The sequence below is a fragment of the Desulfatibacillum alkenivorans DSM 16219 genome, assembly GCF_900142135.1.
GTDB classification, from domain to species: domain Bacteria; phylum Desulfobacterota; class Desulfobacteria; order Desulfobacterales; family Desulfatibacillaceae; genus Desulfatibacillum; species Desulfatibacillum alkenivorans.
Window position 1 is genome coordinate 43,462 of sequence record NZ_FQZU01000038.1, and the last position, 15,724, is coordinate 59,185.

The 15,724-nt window shown below is 56.7% G+C and carries 11 protein-coding genes and 1 pseudogene; 2 read left to right on the forward strand and 10 right to left on the reverse strand.

The genetic code is table 11. The features are described 5' to 3' along the window. Window positions 1-33: 33 nt before the first annotated feature. On the reverse strand, window positions 34-1,149 hold the full coding sequence (locus BUE18_RS22105) for a DUF362 domain-containing protein (RefSeq protein ID WP_073478342.1): 1,116 nt from the start codon (window positions 1,147-1,149) through the stop codon (window positions 34-36). Window positions 1,150-1,583: 434 nt separating this feature from the next. Here BUE18_RS22105 and BUE18_RS22110 point away from each other — a divergent pair, with 434 nt between their 5' ends. After that, on the forward strand, window positions 1,584-2,876 hold the full coding sequence (locus tag BUE18_RS22110; RefSeq protein WP_073478343.1) for an NHL repeat-containing protein: 1,293 nt from the start codon (window positions 1,584-1,586) through the stop codon (window positions 2,874-2,876). Between the two features lie 631 nt (window positions 2,877-3,507). Here the strand turns inward: BUE18_RS22110 and BUE18_RS22115 are convergent. From BUE18_RS22115 to fdnG, 9 genes are all read right to left on the reverse strand, one after another. Continuing rightward, a complete protein-coding gene (locus BUE18_RS22115) occupies window positions 3,508-4,176 on the reverse strand; it encodes a transglutaminase-like domain-containing protein (protein ID WP_073478344.1) in 669 nt (222 codons plus the stop codon). A 175-nt stretch (window positions 4,177-4,351) separates the two neighbouring features. Next, on the reverse strand, window positions 4,352-5,290 hold the full coding sequence (locus BUE18_RS22120; protein ID WP_073478345.1) for a sodium:calcium antiporter: 939 nt from the start codon (window positions 5,288-5,290) through the stop codon (window positions 4,352-4,354). A gap of 204 nt (window positions 5,291-5,494) precedes the next feature. Beyond that, window positions 5,495-7,051, reverse strand: coding sequence for an ATP-binding cassette domain-containing protein (locus BUE18_RS22125; RefSeq protein ID WP_139264854.1), 1,557 nt, complete (start codon window positions 7,049-7,051; stop codon window positions 5,495-5,497). Between the two features lie 11 nt (window positions 7,052-7,062). Further along, window positions 7,063-7,464 carry an HD domain-containing protein gene (locus tag BUE18_RS22130; RefSeq protein WP_073478347.1) on the reverse strand — a complete coding sequence of 134 codons (402 nt, stop codon included), beginning with the start codon at window positions 7,462-7,464 and terminating at the stop codon, window positions 7,063-7,065. A 566-nt stretch (window positions 7,465-8,030) separates the two neighbouring features. After that, a complete protein-coding gene (locus BUE18_RS22135) occupies window positions 8,031-8,822 on the reverse strand; it encodes a thioesterase family protein (protein WP_073478348.1) in 792 nt (263 codons plus the stop codon). A 401-nt stretch (window positions 8,823-9,223) separates the two neighbouring features. Continuing rightward, complete coding sequence (locus tag BUE18_RS22140; protein ID WP_073478349.1) at window positions 9,224-10,015, reverse strand: thioesterase family protein; 792 nt, start codon at window positions 10,013-10,015, stop codon at window positions 9,224-9,226. A gap of 125 nt (window positions 10,016-10,140) precedes the next feature. Then, window positions 10,141-11,394: an NrfD/PsrC family molybdoenzyme membrane anchor subunit gene (gene nrfD / locus BUE18_RS22145; RefSeq protein ID WP_073478350.1), complete on the reverse strand. Its 1,254-nt coding sequence runs from the start codon at window positions 11,392-11,394 to the stop codon at window positions 10,141-10,143. Then, entirely contained in the window at window positions 11,391-12,182 is a 792-nt protein-coding gene (locus BUE18_RS22150) for a 4Fe-4S dicluster domain-containing protein (protein WP_073478351.1), read from the reverse strand. Before BUE18_RS22150 ends, nrfD begins: the two co-directional genes overlap by 4 nt. Further along, window positions 12,179-15,214 carry a formate dehydrogenase-N subunit alpha gene (gene fdnG / locus BUE18_RS22155; protein WP_083611219.1) on the reverse strand — a complete coding sequence of 1,012 codons (3,036 nt, stop codon included), beginning with the start codon at window positions 15,212-15,214 and terminating at the stop codon, window positions 12,179-12,181. Before fdnG ends, BUE18_RS22150 begins: the two co-directional genes overlap by 4 nt. A gap of 324 nt (window positions 15,215-15,538) precedes the next feature. Between fdnG and BUE18_RS22160 the strand changes: the two are divergent. Further along, window positions 15,539-15,724: pseudogene (locus tag BUE18_RS22160) on the forward strand (IS1380 family transposase); the annotation flags it as partial.

The following is a 15,724-nucleotide window of genomic DNA, read 5'->3' on the forward strand; positions in this document are numbered from 1 at the left end:
CAAGCCCTGAGCCCACTAACAGGCCCGTCCGGCTTATCGGGAGGCGCCCCGGATAAAGTTCAGGGTGCGGCCTTTGAGGACGATGGCGTCTTCCGGGCACATTTCCTGGCAGCAATAGCAGTTGATGCAGATGTTTTTGTCCGCCTTGGGATAGGATTTTTTCGCCATGGTCATGGCCTTGGTGGGGCAGTGCTTGACGCACAGGCCGCACTGCTTGCATTTGTCTTCCTGGACCTGGGGCAGGCAGTTGATCCACTTGGATAAAAACCGGTTCAAAACCATGCCCATGACGCCGGGGACGAAGGTCACGGGCATTTTAAAATCGGGAATGGGGACGATTTCCGTGTTCAGGGAGATTTGATCCAACTCGATGGCGCCCAGGCCTTTTTCCGCGGCGATGTCCAGATGCAGGATGGATCTGGGATTCCCCCCGATCATGGTCACTGCAACGGCGTCCAGGCTCACGGCGTTGCCGCTGGCCAGGATTTTCCCCACGTTCCGCAGGCTTCCGTGATGGGGGCCGTTTCCCTCCATGGCGACCACGGCGTCCATGATGGTCAAATCCGGCGGCCGGACGGAGAAAATATCCACCAGGGCCTGGGAAAAGCGTTTGGGCGTCACCGCCTGGGAATGCACCCGCATTTTATCTCCGCCCACCACGTAGCCGAAGGTGTTCTTCACCGCACCGGTGTAAAAGGTCAGGCCGTGGGTTTTCAGCTTGGGCAGGTTGATCACCAGATCGGCCGTGAGCACCTCGTTGGATATCATGACGTGGGGGACGTCCTGGGAGGGCAGGCTGGTTTTGACCGGGCTCTGGCCCAGGTGCACAAAGGCGCCGCCCGCGGCGCCGGAAATCCGGGCGGTTTCCGCGGCTTTTTCCGACCTGCCGTAGCCGAACACGCCGGGATTGTCGCCCACCATCACCTCGGCGCCTTTGGCCTTCAGCATTTCAACCACCGTTTTCACCAGCATGGGATGGGTGGTCACGCCTTTTTCCGGCGGCTCTCCGGCCAGGATATTTGGCTTGACCAAAACGGTCTTCCCCTCCAAATCCAGGGGGAATTCCCGGAACACGGCCTCCACCGCATCCTTTAGGGATTTCTCGTCGTAGGCCGCATCCAAAATCATCACTCTGTTGTCAGCGTTCATTTTCTCCCCCTTTCCGGCGAATATTATTTCGTTCGCTCCACCCCGGTTGCGCCGATTCTGAAATCAGGCGCACAACGCATTTAATCTGTTGGATTCATTCATACGCCGCTTGGCGGCAAGAGTCAAATTGCTCCATAACGGAAAAAAGATTGTTATATGATGTACATCATGCACAGGCAAACAAACTGGCATATGATTTGCCATTAAAAAACATAATTGCTTGAAAAATCCCTTGTCCTATTGTACGAATCTATACTGAGGATTAAGCCAAGCATAATACATAAATTGCTTTTAAAAGCGGGAGATCCGCCGGCGGCGAAGTGTGCATTGCGTTCCCGCAGCGCCGGCTCCCCGTGACTGTAAAAAAGGCAACATTTTGTATCACCCTGAAATTATGTCAATATCCTAATGCCAACAACAAAGGAGATCCGCCAATGAAACGCCTGCTGCTTTTCACAATCGCCGCCATGTGCATTATGTCCTTGAGCGCCCCCGCCTTTGCTGCATCCCCCTTGCTGCCTTTTGCAGCCACCGGGGACCTCTGGGTTTTGGACGACAACAGCGGCTGCGTCTTTGCCATAACTCCTGAACAGGAAGTTTCCGTGGTTATCGAACCGGGCGACGTCATTTCCGCCACCGGCTGGACGTATTTTGATTTTTACGATACGGGAATCGCCTTTGACGCCGCCGGCGCCGCCTATTTCGCCGCCAAAAGCGACGGCCTGGAATACGAGGAAAGCGTCATTTTTAAGTATGAAAACGGCGCACTGAGCATCCTGGCTGACAGCGCCGCCATTATGGCCGTGACCAACGACCCCGACGGCTACTGCTCCATAAAGGGCCTGGCCTTCGGCAGCGACGGCGCGCTTTACGCCAATGACGACGCCAGCGAGCAGGTAATCAAGGTGTGCCCCGAGACCGGGGACGTCTCCCTGTTTGCAAGCAACGCCGACCTGCGGGCTGCAGCGACGAATAATGGAGTGGATGAATCCTGGGTGGACTTGAACAGCGGAATCATCGGCGGCCCCGGCGGCGTGATTTACACGGCCACGGACGATTCCATGAACTGGGAATATCCTATAACGGGAGGCGTGATCACCTATACTTCCGTCAACACGATTTTCTCTTTGGGAAGCGCCATCAGCCCCACGGTGTTAGTCACGGAAGCCCCGCCTTACGACTCGGGAAACCCCTTCAGCGACCTGGACGCCTTCATGACCCGGGGGCCGGACGGGTTCCTGTATATCAGCGACGATTCAGGCGCCCAGGATATCCTGCGGGTGGACCCGGATACCGGCGATGTTTCCGTTTTTCTCACCGAAGAAGTGATTTCCCAAACCATGGGCATGGGCTACGGACCGGACCTGGAAGGCGGCATCGCCTTTGACGGCAGCGGCAATTTTTATGTGGCGGAGCAAAACTCCGGCACGATTCTGAAATTCTCCCAGAACCGGAAATCGTGGTCCGGCGTGGTTTGGGTCGCCATGTCGGTTTTTGAAACGCTCACCGGCGAAGAGCCTGTTTTTGACGGCGGCATCGCCTTTGTTCCCGTGAAGGTGGAAGAGGACGAGCCGGAGTTTATTTTTCACAATAATGATGGACCGCTTTTTTGTTTTGTACAGACCGCCGGGGAAAAGGCGGCTTCCGGGGGCGCGGCGCCCATGGCCTTTGCCGTCCTGTTGGTTCTGGCTGCGGGATTATGGCTGGGGCTTGGAAACAGGAAATAGACCAAGGTAAATAGCGAAGAAACTCAAAAACCGGGAAAGGGGCGGCCCTTTCCCGGTTTTTATGTCCTGCGGCTTGCGGTCGATCCTGAAAAGAGGATCGCCCTTGCCGGGATGACGGCGCTTTGGGCGTCGGGAAACACTTGGAGAGATTGGAGGCCTGTTCTTGTTGGGTTTCGCGCGCATGTTTTCGGCGTTGATCATTACTCCGGCGAGAACTGGACATCCTTTTTTCGAAAAGTACTGCGAGCTTTACCCAACCTACTATTTTTATGGGTAAAAAGTAGGTTGGGTAGAGCGCTGAAACAGAATTTTGAACGGAAAAAATGCCTCTTGCTTAAACGCATTATAAAGTTTGCATCGCCGCTGCGAAACCCAACAATGCAGGGCGGATGCTATGGCCGCCATTTTTCGTGGTCCCCATGGAGGGAGGCGGGATGGAGTTATGGGGACATGACCTTATCTCTGTAGCAGCGCTGAATTATCCAACAATAAGATTGAGATAAGGATCGTGTCCCCCTTAACTCGCACTCTAAGAGACGGGGCCCCCGTGTTATTTTGAAATTTTACCAGGGTTAATCTTGAATGCCTGGAGAATGAACATAATAAATATTTGAATGACAGCAACTGGGTATCAGTCCATCTCCTCCCTGGCCACGTCCGCGTCAAAGTCCTCGTCCACGTTGGCGAAGGCGTCCTCTCCGTAAAGGCCCTGAAAGGTCTTGATCATCTCGGCCAGGGGAACGTCGTCGTATTCGCCCCGGAAGTTGATGTAATCCATGTGCTTGTTCCCGTCCAGGTCAAAGGGATGGTAAATGGAGTCGTTCTCCCCGTCGAACTCCAGGGTTCTCAGGCGGAATTTTTCGCATAACTCCACGTTGAACGCAGGCGTGGCTTTCACCCATTTTCCGTTCAAATAAATGGTGTTGTACCCGTGCCAGTGAAACACGTTGGTCTGCATCTGCTCGCGCATGCGTTTGGTGGAAAGATGATTGCGCACGTCCGCGTAACCCACCCGGGCCGGAATGCCCATGACCCGGCAGCATGCGGCCAGCAGGGCGGCTTTGGGCACGCACCACGCTTCGCCGACTTCCAGGGTGGTGGAGGCTTTCAAGCCTTCCACGGTCAGGACGAATTTGTAGGGATTGTACCGGATGCCGTCCCGGACCGCGTAATACAGGCTGACGGCTTGATCCACGGGATTGTCGGATTTCCCCGCGTTTTCCCGGGCGAAAGCGATGACGGATTCATGATCGGAATTGATGATGGGCGTGGGCTGCAAGTGTTCTTTTTGCGGATTCATTAAACTCCCCCGTTGAAATTGCGGTTTGCACAACACAAATGATGGCGGAACATCTATCTTTCGGGCTTTTTTTGAGGGCTATACAACTGTGTAAAGAAATACCGCCTTTTTAGAACCCTGTCCACCCATTATTCAGCAGCAACGAGGATTACAGCAATGCATCGTCGAAATTTATCTATGTTCCGGCGATCACCCGGATGGTGGTGTACACGAGGTAAATGCTCAGCAGGCCTCCGCCCCAGATGCGCGGGCTTAACCTGGTCCAGTTGATAAGGGCGTAAAACAGCACCGAGCATGCGGCGACCAGGCAGTAGTCCATGAGGATGCCGGAGTCCGTAGTCAGGCCCTTGCCGTAAACGATCAGGGTTCCGCCGATCACCAGGAAGATATTGAAGATATTGCTGCCCAACAGATTGCCGACGGCAATGGCGTTTTCGCCCCTTCGGGCGGCGATGATGCTGGCCATGATGTCAGGGATGGAAGTGCCGACAGCCACGATGGTGAATCCGATGATGGCGTCGGAAATGCCCAGGATTTCGGCAATGGAGACGGCGGCCCTCAAAACCAGTTCCCCGCCCAGGTAAAGCAGGGAGGCTCCGAGAATCAAGAGAAATATTCCGGACCCCAGGCGTTTGGGCTCGTTGCTTTCCACGTCCGTCCCGCTCAGGGTGGATTTTTTGGAGTAAAGATAGGCGCCGATGAGGCAGAGCAGGGGAGCGGCCGCAAATAACGGCAGGGAGTGGTCCGGCGTGAAAAAGAAAAACAGAAGCATCAAAACAGGGCCGATGCAAAAATAAATCAGGTCCGCCCGGAAAACCTCCCGGGACACGGCCAGCCTGCTGAACAACCCGCACAAGCCAAAGCCCACGCACAGGTTCGCCAAATTGCTGCCTGAAATATTGGAAAGGGAAAACGCCGTATACCCGCGGGAGGCGGCCAGAAGGTTGACCATCAGCTCGGGGGAGCTGGTGCTGAAGGCCACCACGGTTAGTCCTAAAAAAGCCTTGGCCAGGTTCAGGGCGTTCCCGATTCTAATCGCTCCGGTTACGGTCCACTGAGCCCCAAAATATAGACACACGAATCCTAAAGATACCTTCAAGATGTCAAATAACACTGTCGATCACACCCCTGCCGGATTCCGCCTGGTTCTCCGGCCCGCTTACAACGGGTCTATTTGTCGGAAAATCTCTTAAGGTAATCACCCGCCCGGCAATGGACGGCCGCCCTATTTTTGAATGGCAATCTGCCAGATGCGAAGGCAAATAGCAATAAAAATCCAAGAGAACATGGGGTCAAATCTACGTTTGACGTTTGAGAATCATGGGCGCCTTCCGCACTCCACAACCCGGCCTTTTTCCAACCGCAGCACATGGGTGATGGACCTGGGCGTTTCGTCCACATGGTGGGAGATGAAAATCATGCCCATGGAAGTCTGCGTGCATAAGCCGTCCAGGATGTCTATAATCCGGGCGCGATGCCTGGCGTCCAGGCCCTGGCAGGGCTCGTCCAGGGCCAGGAGGGCCGGATTTTTCACCAAAGCCCTGGCCAACAGGGTCAAACGCCGTTCCCCCGTGGACAAAGCCAAAAAGGAGCGATCCGCCAAATGCTCCAGGTCGAATCCCGCCAGCCACTCACGGGCGTTTTGCTCCTGCTCCGGGCTGCACGCATGGTACAAGCCCACGGTATCGAAAAACCCCGAGCACACCGCCTGAAGACAGGTGACGTCCGGGCCGTGGTAGATCTGCGATTCCGGCGAAACGCATCCGATGCGCCGCTTGATCTCCCAAATGCTTTCCCCCGAACCCCGTTTGACGTCAAACAGGCTGATGTCATTGGCGTAGGCCTGGGGATTGTCCGCCAGAACCAGGCTCAGCAAGGTGCTTTTGCCCGCCCCGTTATGCCCCAGCAGGGCCCAGCGCTCCCCCGGCTTCATGACCCAGTCCACCTGATCCAGCACGACGTCCCCGCCGTAGGATATGGAGACCTTTTTCATGTCCACCAGGGTTTTAAACCCTTCGGCGGGATTTGTATCAGGGGCGGGAAGCCGGAATTCCGTTTTGGGGAAAGGTGCGGCGGACAAGGCGGCTCCGGCTACCGGCATTGTTTCCTTGGGTCCCTGAAAAACCACCCGGCTGTCTTCCACACAAAGCACATGGCCGCTGCAGTCCAGGATTTCGTCCTCCCGGGACGTCAGCATGACAAAGGGCGGAGTTCCGGTTTGGGCCATGTCATTGAGGGCTTGGGCCAGGGCGTCGCGGGAGGCCGCGTCCAGGCCGGTGAAGGGATCGTCCAGGATCAGCAACCTGGGCTTTTTCAGCAAAGCCCGGGCGATCAGCACCTTGCGGGCCTCCCCGTTGGATATATGGATAAGCCGCCTTGGCAGCAGATATTCAATTTTGAAAAGCGCCAGGGCCTGTTCCCAGGCGTCCCGGTTAATATCCCCGGCGGGCTCGCCCGTCTCCCGCATCTGGAACCGATTGGCCCGCGCCTTGCCTTTGAGGTAATCCTCCACCGTGGGCGCGTCCTGTTCAAAGCTCTGCCACCTGGCCTGATGGTAGGAGGCGTACCGGCGCATGAGGCTTTTTTGATCGTCCTGGGAAATGCGTACGATTTCGTTGGGTTTGAGGAAGGTGCGCGGCTTGGCCTCGGGACCGTCAAAATAAAACAGAATGCGCCCCCGGACAAGCGGGATGCTTCGGAACAAGGCCTTGGCCAAAAAGGACTTGCCCGAGCCGCTGGGGCCGAAAACCGTCCAGTTTTGACCGGCTTCCAGGGGCCAGTTCAGGCCGTTGAATAAGATTTTGCCGTTGGCCTGCAGGCTGACGTCCTCAAAAACGGCCAGCGGAGCGGGGGAGTTGTCTGGTTTGGAAGGCATGGGGCGAGGCTTCAATCCCCTTCCATCCTGTTGACGATCAGATCCGCTTCCTTCAGGATTTTCAATTCCACATAATCGTACCGGGACCGGGAATGATGATTGCCGATGATCTCGCAAACTTTTTGGATTTTTTCCGCGGGAAAATCAATGCGCCCAAGCAGTTCCTCGGCCGCGGGAGGGCCGAAGTCCTCCTGGGTCTTGCCGTTGTTGTATCCCAGCTTGGCCTCGGAGGGCTTGATGCCCACGTCATGGAGCAGGGCCGAAGCGATGACGATTTCCTGATCCGCGCCTTCGTGCTTTTCCATGGCTTTTTCCGCGTATTTCAGCACTTCCAGGGCGTGATTGATCCTCCGAAAATCTTCTTCAAAGAAATCCGTGAGCAGCTTGGCGATTTTTCCTTTGCAATAATCCATGGGCGATCCTCTTCCCGTTTATAATAAGTCTCCCTCCACACTTTATCCAATGGCTTTACGGCAATGCGATTAAAAACACAACCCCTTGCTCGCAGTGAAAAATAGCAAAGGCATTCCTCTTAATGGAGGTCGGAACGTCCACGAAGGTATGAACGGACGCTTGTCTCGCTTTAGGCCCTTCATCCCAAATCAAATGTTGCCTGCCAAAGGAGAACTTGCAGCCCGTATGTATCGGGCGGCTCAGGCAGTGCCGTTTACTGCCTGAGTGCAAAGCACGGAAGGCTTGAGGAAAGGCTTATGGAATCCAAAGTTTTTCATAAACCAGTGATATTGAAAAAGGCCGGTTTCATGTATATCCGTTCGCCCGCCGGCCATGCCGGACCTTGATTATCCTCTCCGGCCGCGCCTTTTGCGCTGACGCGCCCAGGAAAACGAGTTTCCTGGGCCACCCATGTCAGCTACGGCTGCCTGCAATATGAACGGCATCGAAATAGTGATCCTATGTCAGCCGGCAATAAGGAGGCGTCATCTGGCGATTTCATTGATAGTTCAGACACGTAGGCGCTTTATTTGGCCCTTTTATACTGGGCTACCTGGCGGCAGGCGGCAACCAGGTTTCCATCTTCGTCCCAGACCTCGCCGTCCTCCTGCAAAAATCCCCGGCTCATGAAATAGGTGCGGAACTGGCATTTGAGCCATTTTGTTGCGGGAACCTGATACAAGCTCGTGGAAAGCTCCACCGTGGGAACCCAGGCCACTGCCCCCAGGGAAGCCAGGACCGGCGGAGGAAAGGCGTCCGCCATGAGCAGGATCGACAGGGCGTCAAAAGGCCGGTCGTCCTTGAATTTAATCCAGCCTTTCATCTCGGATTTTTCGGAGAGCTTGCCCGACACCCAGCCTGCGCATTCCGGGTCCAGGCGCATGTCCACGTTGTCGAGCAGAGTGTATGTGGGGACGGAGGGCGCCGCCAGGCAATGGTCGAGCGGCGCTAATTCGGGGGCGCTTTTTTCGCAGCGGTCGTAGGTTCTGTCCATGTTGGAGGGGCGAAAGGTTCCCATGGCCCTCACGCGCTCCTTGCCGTCCTGGATCAGCCTTGTCTGGTAGCGATCCATGTTCATGGAGGACGCGAAATTCTCCACGGCAAGATCCACGGGACCGGGCTTCAACCGGGAAAGATAGGTGGCCGTCACCACCAGAATATTTTCGTTCTTGCTCTCCTGGAGCATGGCGTTGGTCAGAAGCGCCATGAGATATCCGCCGTTTGGAATGCCCGCAATGGACCAGTTATCTGAAACATTTCCCGCGAATAGCGCCTCGCCCTTCGGGGTGACCGTTATATCTTTATCAAATGATGTCATGCCTGATTTTCCTCGCTGTTGTTCATGACGCACGGCCTAAGACCGGCCGGCAAAAGTAGGCCATAGTACATAAAGGCGGATGTCTGGGTCAAGGCGGGATGCGTTTGGCGCCGCAGAAACGGGTATGCTACATGAGAATTTGTTCGCTCGCCGACCATACCAGATTTCGATTATCCCCATGGGTCGCGCCTTTTGCGCTTGCGCGCCCAGGAAAGCGGGTTTCCTGGGGCGCCCGGGCTGTGGGACTCCCAGATTGTTATGGAGTGATGAAGGTTGTGCAGCTGCATTTGACTTTTTATCCGAAGAAGAGTGTTGGTCACCACAGGCGATGGTTGCAGTCTGAAAAGTCAGGGGCGGCCCAGATAAGAAAATTTCCTGGGCCGTCCAAAAAAATATAAAACTTACTTGGCGCGTTTGAATTGGGCCACCTGGCGGGAGACGGCGATGAGGGTTCCGTTTTCGTCCCAAAGCTCTCCGTCTTCCTGCAGGAAGCCCCGGCTCATGAAGTTGGTGCTAAACCGGCATTTCAGCCATTGGGTGGAGGGGATCTCGTACACGTTCACGGAAAGCTCCACCGTGGGCACCCATCCGGCCATGCCTTTGGTCGCCATGATGGGAGGAGGAAAGGAGTCTGCCATAAGCAGTAAGGACAAATGGTCAAAGGACCGGTCGTTCTTGAATTTGATCCAGCCTTTCATCTCGGATTTGTCTGAAAGATCCCCTGAAAACCAGCCCGCCGTGGACGGATCCAGGCGAACGTCCATATTTTCGAACAAGGTGAAGCTGGGCATGACGGGAATCTCAATGCACTGGCTCACGGGCGCCAGTTCGGGCGCCTGCTTTTCGCATCGGTCTTCGCTCCGATCCATGTTGGAGGGCCGGAAGGTTCCCATGGCTCGGATGCGCTCCTGGCCGTCCTGGATCAAGCGGGTTTGATACCTGTCCAGGTTCAGGGACGAGGCGAAGTTCTCCACAACAAGATCCGCAGGTCCGGGCTTTAGTTTGGAAAGATAGGTGGCGGTCACCACCAGGATTTTTTCGTTTTTGCTTTGCTGGAGCATGGCGTTGGTCAGCAGGGCCATCAGGTATCCGCCGTTGGGAATGCCCGCAATGGACCAGTTGTCCGTCACCTTGGCCGCAAATATGGAATCCCCCTTGGGGGAGACTGCTATGTCTTCATCAAATCGGTGCATGATAAAGTTTTCCGCCTTTCTATATTGTATGGTTTTAGCTTATTAACACAATTTCGATAATAAGAACCAACAATATTATACACCGGCGGCGCCGGGTCAAGGCGGGCGATCCATAAGGCGAGATCCTATTTCCGGGGGTGGATGGGCAGATTGGCGCTTGCCCAGGCGTAGGTCAGGACGCCCGCTGAAATGATTCCCAGAGTGATCAGCACTTCCAGGGGGTGGGGATAATAGCTTTGCCAGCGTTGAACCTGTAGGCCGATGACGGCCACGTTCACCCGGTTGATGATAAGCCCGCAAACCACCAGGCCGGAGGCCGCGGCCAGCCCGCTTTTTTTCCGGACAAAGCCGGGGGTGAGATACAGGACCAGCGGCGCAACAACGCCTGCGCCCATCTCAACCCACCACATGACGGATTGCACATTGGGAATGAACAAACGGCGCCAATCCCCGTAAGCCAGGATGTCCCCGGCTTTCATGGCCAGGTAGATAATGAGGAAAACCGGAACGATCCGGGCCATGTCGACCAAAGGAGAAAAGGGCGCCTTATGCCCCAAAAATCTCTCTCCGGCTAGGGATTCCAACGCAACCATGGCCATTCCCGCTGCAATGGCGGAAATCAAAAACATGATGGGCAGCAGCGGCGAGTGCCAGAGGGGATTCAGGGAGTGGGCGGTCATCAAATACAAGCTGCCCAGGGACGATTGATGCAAAAAAGACAGCATCACGCCGGACGCGATCAATAAAATGGGCGTTTGCCTTTGGCGTCCCATGACTCCTTTTCGCATGAGGATTTCCCAGGCCAGTAAAAGGCCGGCGACAATGGCAAGCCAGATCCAGGAATAGGTCATAGCCAAAGTGAAGATGGAAAGCAGGACAATAACCAGCCAGGGGGAGAGGCTGCGCCACAGGCGCTGCGCCCGGTCCATGGAGTATTTTTCAAACACCGGCGGCAGAAGCTCCAGGGCGAGCACTAGGGTGTACAGGGCCGCGCACCAGCCGATTTCGTATAAAGGCGAGTTATGATTGCCCACGAAAATGTACAGCATGTGCCAGGGCCTGCCCATGTCCACAATCAGCCCCAGGACGAACATCACATATCCCAGAAACGCGGTCAAAACAGCGGGTCTGGCCAGCTCCGCAAACCGTTTTCCTCCGAAAATGTATACAAGCCCGGCCGTCACAAAGCCGCCGGCGGCCAGGGCCACCCCCGCCAGAATGTCTATGGCCACCCAAAACCCCCAGGGATGCCCGTCGGTCAGATTGCTGACCGCGCCGATGCCCGCCCAAAAACGATAGATGACGGCGGCCAGGCCCAGGCAGGCCAGACCGCCTAAAAGCGCCGGGCCGGGATGGATGGGAGCGGTTTTTCGGTTCATGATTCGTCCTCGGAGTTTTCCTTGTATGATTCCAGCCTGCGATTGATAACCCAGTACAATGCGCCCAGAGCCAGGGCGCTGCCGGTGATGGCGAAGGGGATGGCCGCCATGGCGGTTTTCACCTCGCTGGAAAAGGGCTTGTCCGGAAGTCCGGTTGCAAAGCCCATTTTTTCGAACGGGGCTTTGGCCAGATACAAAACGCAGGCGCCGCCGGCTTCCTTTTCCCCGTAAACATGGGAGACGTAACGGTTGGGGCTTTTGGCAATCCGTTCTTTGGCCAGGGACAGCAACTCCTCGCGGTCGCCGAAGATCAAAGCCTTGGTTGTGCACGACTGGGAGCAAGCCGGTTCCGAGCCCACGGCGATGCGGTCCGCGCACATGGTGCACTTGCGGATTTCCGGGTTGGGGTCGTTCCATTCGAACCGGGGGGCGTTAAACGGGCAAACCACCTGGCAATACCGGCAGCCGATGCACCGGGATTCGTCGTAATGCACCGGGCCTTCGGCGGTTTTCGTCAGGGCTCCGACAGGGCACGCGGTCACGCAGGCGGGCTCCAGGCAGTGGTTGCACTGCCTTCTGCCGAATACCCAGTCCATGCCACGGCCGTTTTCCACTTCATTGAAGGTTATGAGGTTCCAGGTTTGGGTCGAGCGGTGCGCCGGATTCTGGTAGCCGCCCCCGTGAAAAAAGGAGGTTTGCTCGGCGTCCAGGCGGTTCCACTGCTTGCAGGCCACCTGGCAGCCCCGGCAGGCTACGCAAAGCGTGGTGTCCATGAGCAATGCTTTCATGCCGGGCTCCTTTCCGCCTTTTTAATTTGGCATAAAAAGGCTTTGAATTCGGGAATCATGGTGTTGGCGTCGCCCACGTTGGGGGTGAGCATGTTGGCGCTGTCCCCCTTGGCGATCCCCTGGTATCCGAAGTGCCAGACCAGCCCCGCCTGATGCACGGTGCGGCCTTCCAGTTTGAAGGAGGGAATGCGGGAGCTCACCAGGGCGTATACTTCGATTTGGCCCCGGGCCGACTCCACAATGATTTTATCGCCGTTGGAAATCCCGTGCTCTTCCGCAAGCCCGGTTCCGATTTCCGCAAACACGTTGGGAACCAACTCCGCCAACCAGGGGGTATTGCGGGTCAATGCGCCGCCCAGCCAATGCTCGGTCATGCGATAGGTCGTAGCGACAATGGGGAATTTCTCCCGGTCTCCAAACGGGCTTTTATCGCCCGGCTTTTCGCGCCAGATTTTCACCGCCGGGTTGTTTTGGCTGCGGGACATGGGGTTGACGATGGGGCTCTCAAAGGGCTCGTAATGCTCCGGCAAGGGGCCATCCGCAAGAAACCTGGCCCATAGCTGGCCGTGGCCGTCCGGCTGCATGATAAAGGGATGCTTCGCCCCCGGAGGCCATCCCCCGTCCGGGACGTCCCCCTCCCAGGAGGATTTTACGGGATTCCATCTGATGACGAAACGCTGCGGGTTCCAGGGCCTGCCTTCCAAATCCACGGAAGCCCGGTTGTACAGAATGCGCCGGTTGACCGGCCAGCACCAGCTCCACTCGGGAAACAGGCCGATGTTGTTGGGGGCGTCGTCTTTTCCCCTGCGGGCCATGCGGTTGTCTGATTGTTCCGGGCCGGTGTAGGCGTTGCAATAAAGCCAGTTGCCGGAACAGGTGGCGCCGTCGTCCGTCAAATAAGCGAAGGACGGAACCTGATCCCCCTTGGCGAAGGTTTTGCCTTTAACCGTGGTCTTGCGGGTGAAATACCCGTTGACCTCCCTGGCGACTTTGTGGGGATCGGGCTCATGGTGGGGATCGCCTTCCAGGGCGTAGTCCCAATGCAAGTGGATGATGGGTTCGGGGAAGACCCCGCCGGCCTGGTATTCCTTCCGGACCGCTCTACACAGGGAATCCAGCACCCACAGGTCGGGGCGGGCCTCGCCCGGCGGCTCCACGGCCTTGTACCGCCATTGGGCCCAGCGGCCGCTGTTGGTGATGCTGCCTTCCTTTTCCACGGAGGCGGCCGCAGGCAGCAGAAAAACCTCCGTGTCGATATCCTTTGCGTTCACGCCGGGCCGCTTCCAGAACCCGGCGGTTTCGGTCTCGAAAAGATCCACGGCGATCATCCATTTCAGCCGGGAGAGCGCTTCCCGCTCCCTGCCTGCATGGGGGCCGCTGACAGCCGGGTTCTGCCCGAACAAAATCAGGCCCTGGACGTCTCCCTTATGCATGGCTTCAAACAGGGGAATATAGGAGTTGTTTACGCTGTGCTTGGGCAGCCAGTCAAAGGCGAAGTTGTTCTCCGGGGTTGCGTGCTCTCCAAACCAGGCTTTGAGCAGCGAAACCATGTATTTGGGCGTATTGCCCCACCAGTTGGCGGATTGTGGATCGTTGGAGACGGGCGTGCATCGTTTGAGGTATTGCTCCAGGCTTTGGTCGGACGCGTTGGGGTTTTTCAGGTAGCCCGGCAAAATATGGAACAGCAAAGCCATGTCCGTGGAGCCCTGGACGTTGGACTCCCCCCGCAACGCGTTCACGCCCCCGCCGACCACGCCGATATTGCCCAGTAGAAGTTGCAGCATGGCGTATGTGCGGATGTTCTGGGCGCCGTGGGTGCTTTGGGTGGCGCCCATGGCGTACAGCCAGGTTCCGGCTTTGTCCGCCTGGCCTGAGGAGGTGTAGAGGTCGCAAATCTTTTCGTAGGCGTCCTCTGGAGCGCCGGTGATGCTGCAAACGGTCCGGAGATCGTACCGGTCAAAATGTTTTTTCAGCAACTGGAACACGCAGCGTTCATGGGCCAGGGTTTCGTCCCGAAGGGGCGCGCCCGATGCGTCGCATTCATAGGCCCAGGAGGACTTGTCGTAGCTTCGGGCTTCCTGGTCGTAGCCTGAAAACAAGCCCTCATGGAATTCAAAATCGGGCGAGATGATAAACGAAGCGTTGGTGTAATTGGTCACGTATTCGCTGTGAATGCGGTTGTTTTCCAGGGCGTAGCGGATCATGCCGCCCACAAAGGCGATGTCCGTGCCGCTTCGCAGGCGGCAATAATGGTCGGCGAAGGAGGAGGTCCGGGTGTATCGGGGATCCACCGAAAGGATGACCGCCCCCCGCTCCCGGGCCTTTTGCAGCCACCGGCTGGCTATGGGATGGTTTTCCACCACATTGGAGCCGCAGACCATAACCACATCGGCGTTGGCCATGTCGATCCAATGGTTGGTCATGGCGCCCCTGCCGAAGGTCGCCGCCAGACTGGCGACGGTGGCGCTGTGTCAGATGCGCGCCTGATGCTCCAGGTAGACGACTCCCAAAGCCCGGGCCAGCTTGGCGTAAAGGTAGCACTCCTCGTTATCCAGGGCCGCGCCGCCCAGGCAGGCAAGCCCTTCGGTCCGGTTGACCGTGCGGCCGTCCTTTTCCTGCACAAAAGAGGCGTCCCGCGTTTTCTTGATCAGCGCGGCCATGCGGGGCAAGGCCCATTCCCAGGATTTTTCCTCCCAATGATCGCTGCCGGGCGCCCGATACATAACCTGTTGCAGCCTGCCCGGACTATTGACCGTTTGCGAAAACGCCAGCCCCTTGGAGCACAAGGCCCCCTGGTTGATGGGATGCTCCGGGTCTCCCTCGATTTGTACGACTTTTCCGTCCAGGGCCTTAACGACCGTGCCGCAGCCCACGGCGCAGAAAGGACATACGGACGTCGTGGAAACCGCATTGGCAAAAGGGTCTTCCCGAGCTGGCAGGGCCGCAAGAGATTTGTCAGCCTTGCCGCTCAGAACGCCCGCCGCCGCCCCTGCTCCAGCGGTCTTGAAAAACCCCCTGCGCGAAATCTTCATTCACTGCTCCTGTCGTTGATGTGCAAAGCAGCGCCAGTCCTCCACCCGGAATCATTTGCGGCCGATAGAATCCACTGCGATTGAATGGGATAGGAATTGCAGCTTAACAATGATAAGAATATGAGATTAAAAACAGCATGTTGCGATTGAAAAGCTAATCTGCACGCTATCACAAGAAGCAATGGATGTACAATCACAACTTGCCCTATACCCCAGATCCGCGATTGATGGGGAGAAAAAAAATGAAAAACCCCGTTGTGCTTGAGAAAACAAGCAGATAGGATGGAGTTGACCACAACAACCTATCACCAACGGGGTGAAGCCATGATGACACAGACAGTCCTCCCTTTCAAGCTGGAAGTCACCAACGAGACAATCACCGCCCATGCCGGGTTGGTTGTGTTCGGCGAGTTTGTTCACGGCCTTGGATTGAACGCTCTGGTCAACCGCAATTTGCCCAAACCCGGTTCAGGGGCGGGATATGCGCCGTCCGCCTTTGTTGAACCGCTT

Excerpts from the sequence above, each read along its gene's own strand:
- BUE18_RS22140 (WP_073478349.1), bottom strand. The coding sequence starts at position 10,015 with ATGCACCGATTTGATGAAGACATAGCAGTCTCCCCCAAGGGGGATTCC.
- BUE18_RS22135 (WP_073478348.1), bottom strand. The coding sequence starts at position 8,822 with ATGACATCATTTGATAAAGATATAACGGTCACCCCGAAGGGCGAGGCG.
- BUE18_RS22115 (WP_073478344.1), bottom strand. The coding sequence starts at position 4,176 with ATGAATCCGCAAAAAGAACACTTGCAGCCCACGCCCATCATCAATTCC.
- BUE18_RS22110 (WP_073478343.1), top strand. The coding sequence starts at position 1,584 with ATGAAACGCCTGCTGCTTTTCACAATCGCCGCCATGTGCATTATGTCC.
- BUE18_RS22130 (WP_073478347.1), bottom strand. The coding sequence starts at position 7,464 with ATGGATTATTGCAAAGGAAAAATCGCCAAGCTGCTCACGGATTTCTTT.
- BUE18_RS22125 (WP_139264854.1), bottom strand. The coding sequence starts at position 7,051 with ATGCCTTCCAAACCAGACAACTCCCCCGCTCCGCTGGCCGTTTTTGAG.
- BUE18_RS22150 (WP_073478351.1), bottom strand. The coding sequence starts at position 12,182 with ATGAAAGCATTGCTCATGGACACCACGCTTTGCGTAGCCTGCCGGGGC.
- BUE18_RS22105 (WP_073478342.1), bottom strand. The coding sequence starts at position 1,149 with ATGAACGCTGACAACAGAGTGATGATTTTGGATGCGGCCTACGACGAG.
- nrfD (WP_073478350.1), bottom strand. The coding sequence starts at position 11,394 with ATGAACCGAAAAACCGCTCCCATCCATCCCGGCCCGGCGCTTTTAGGC.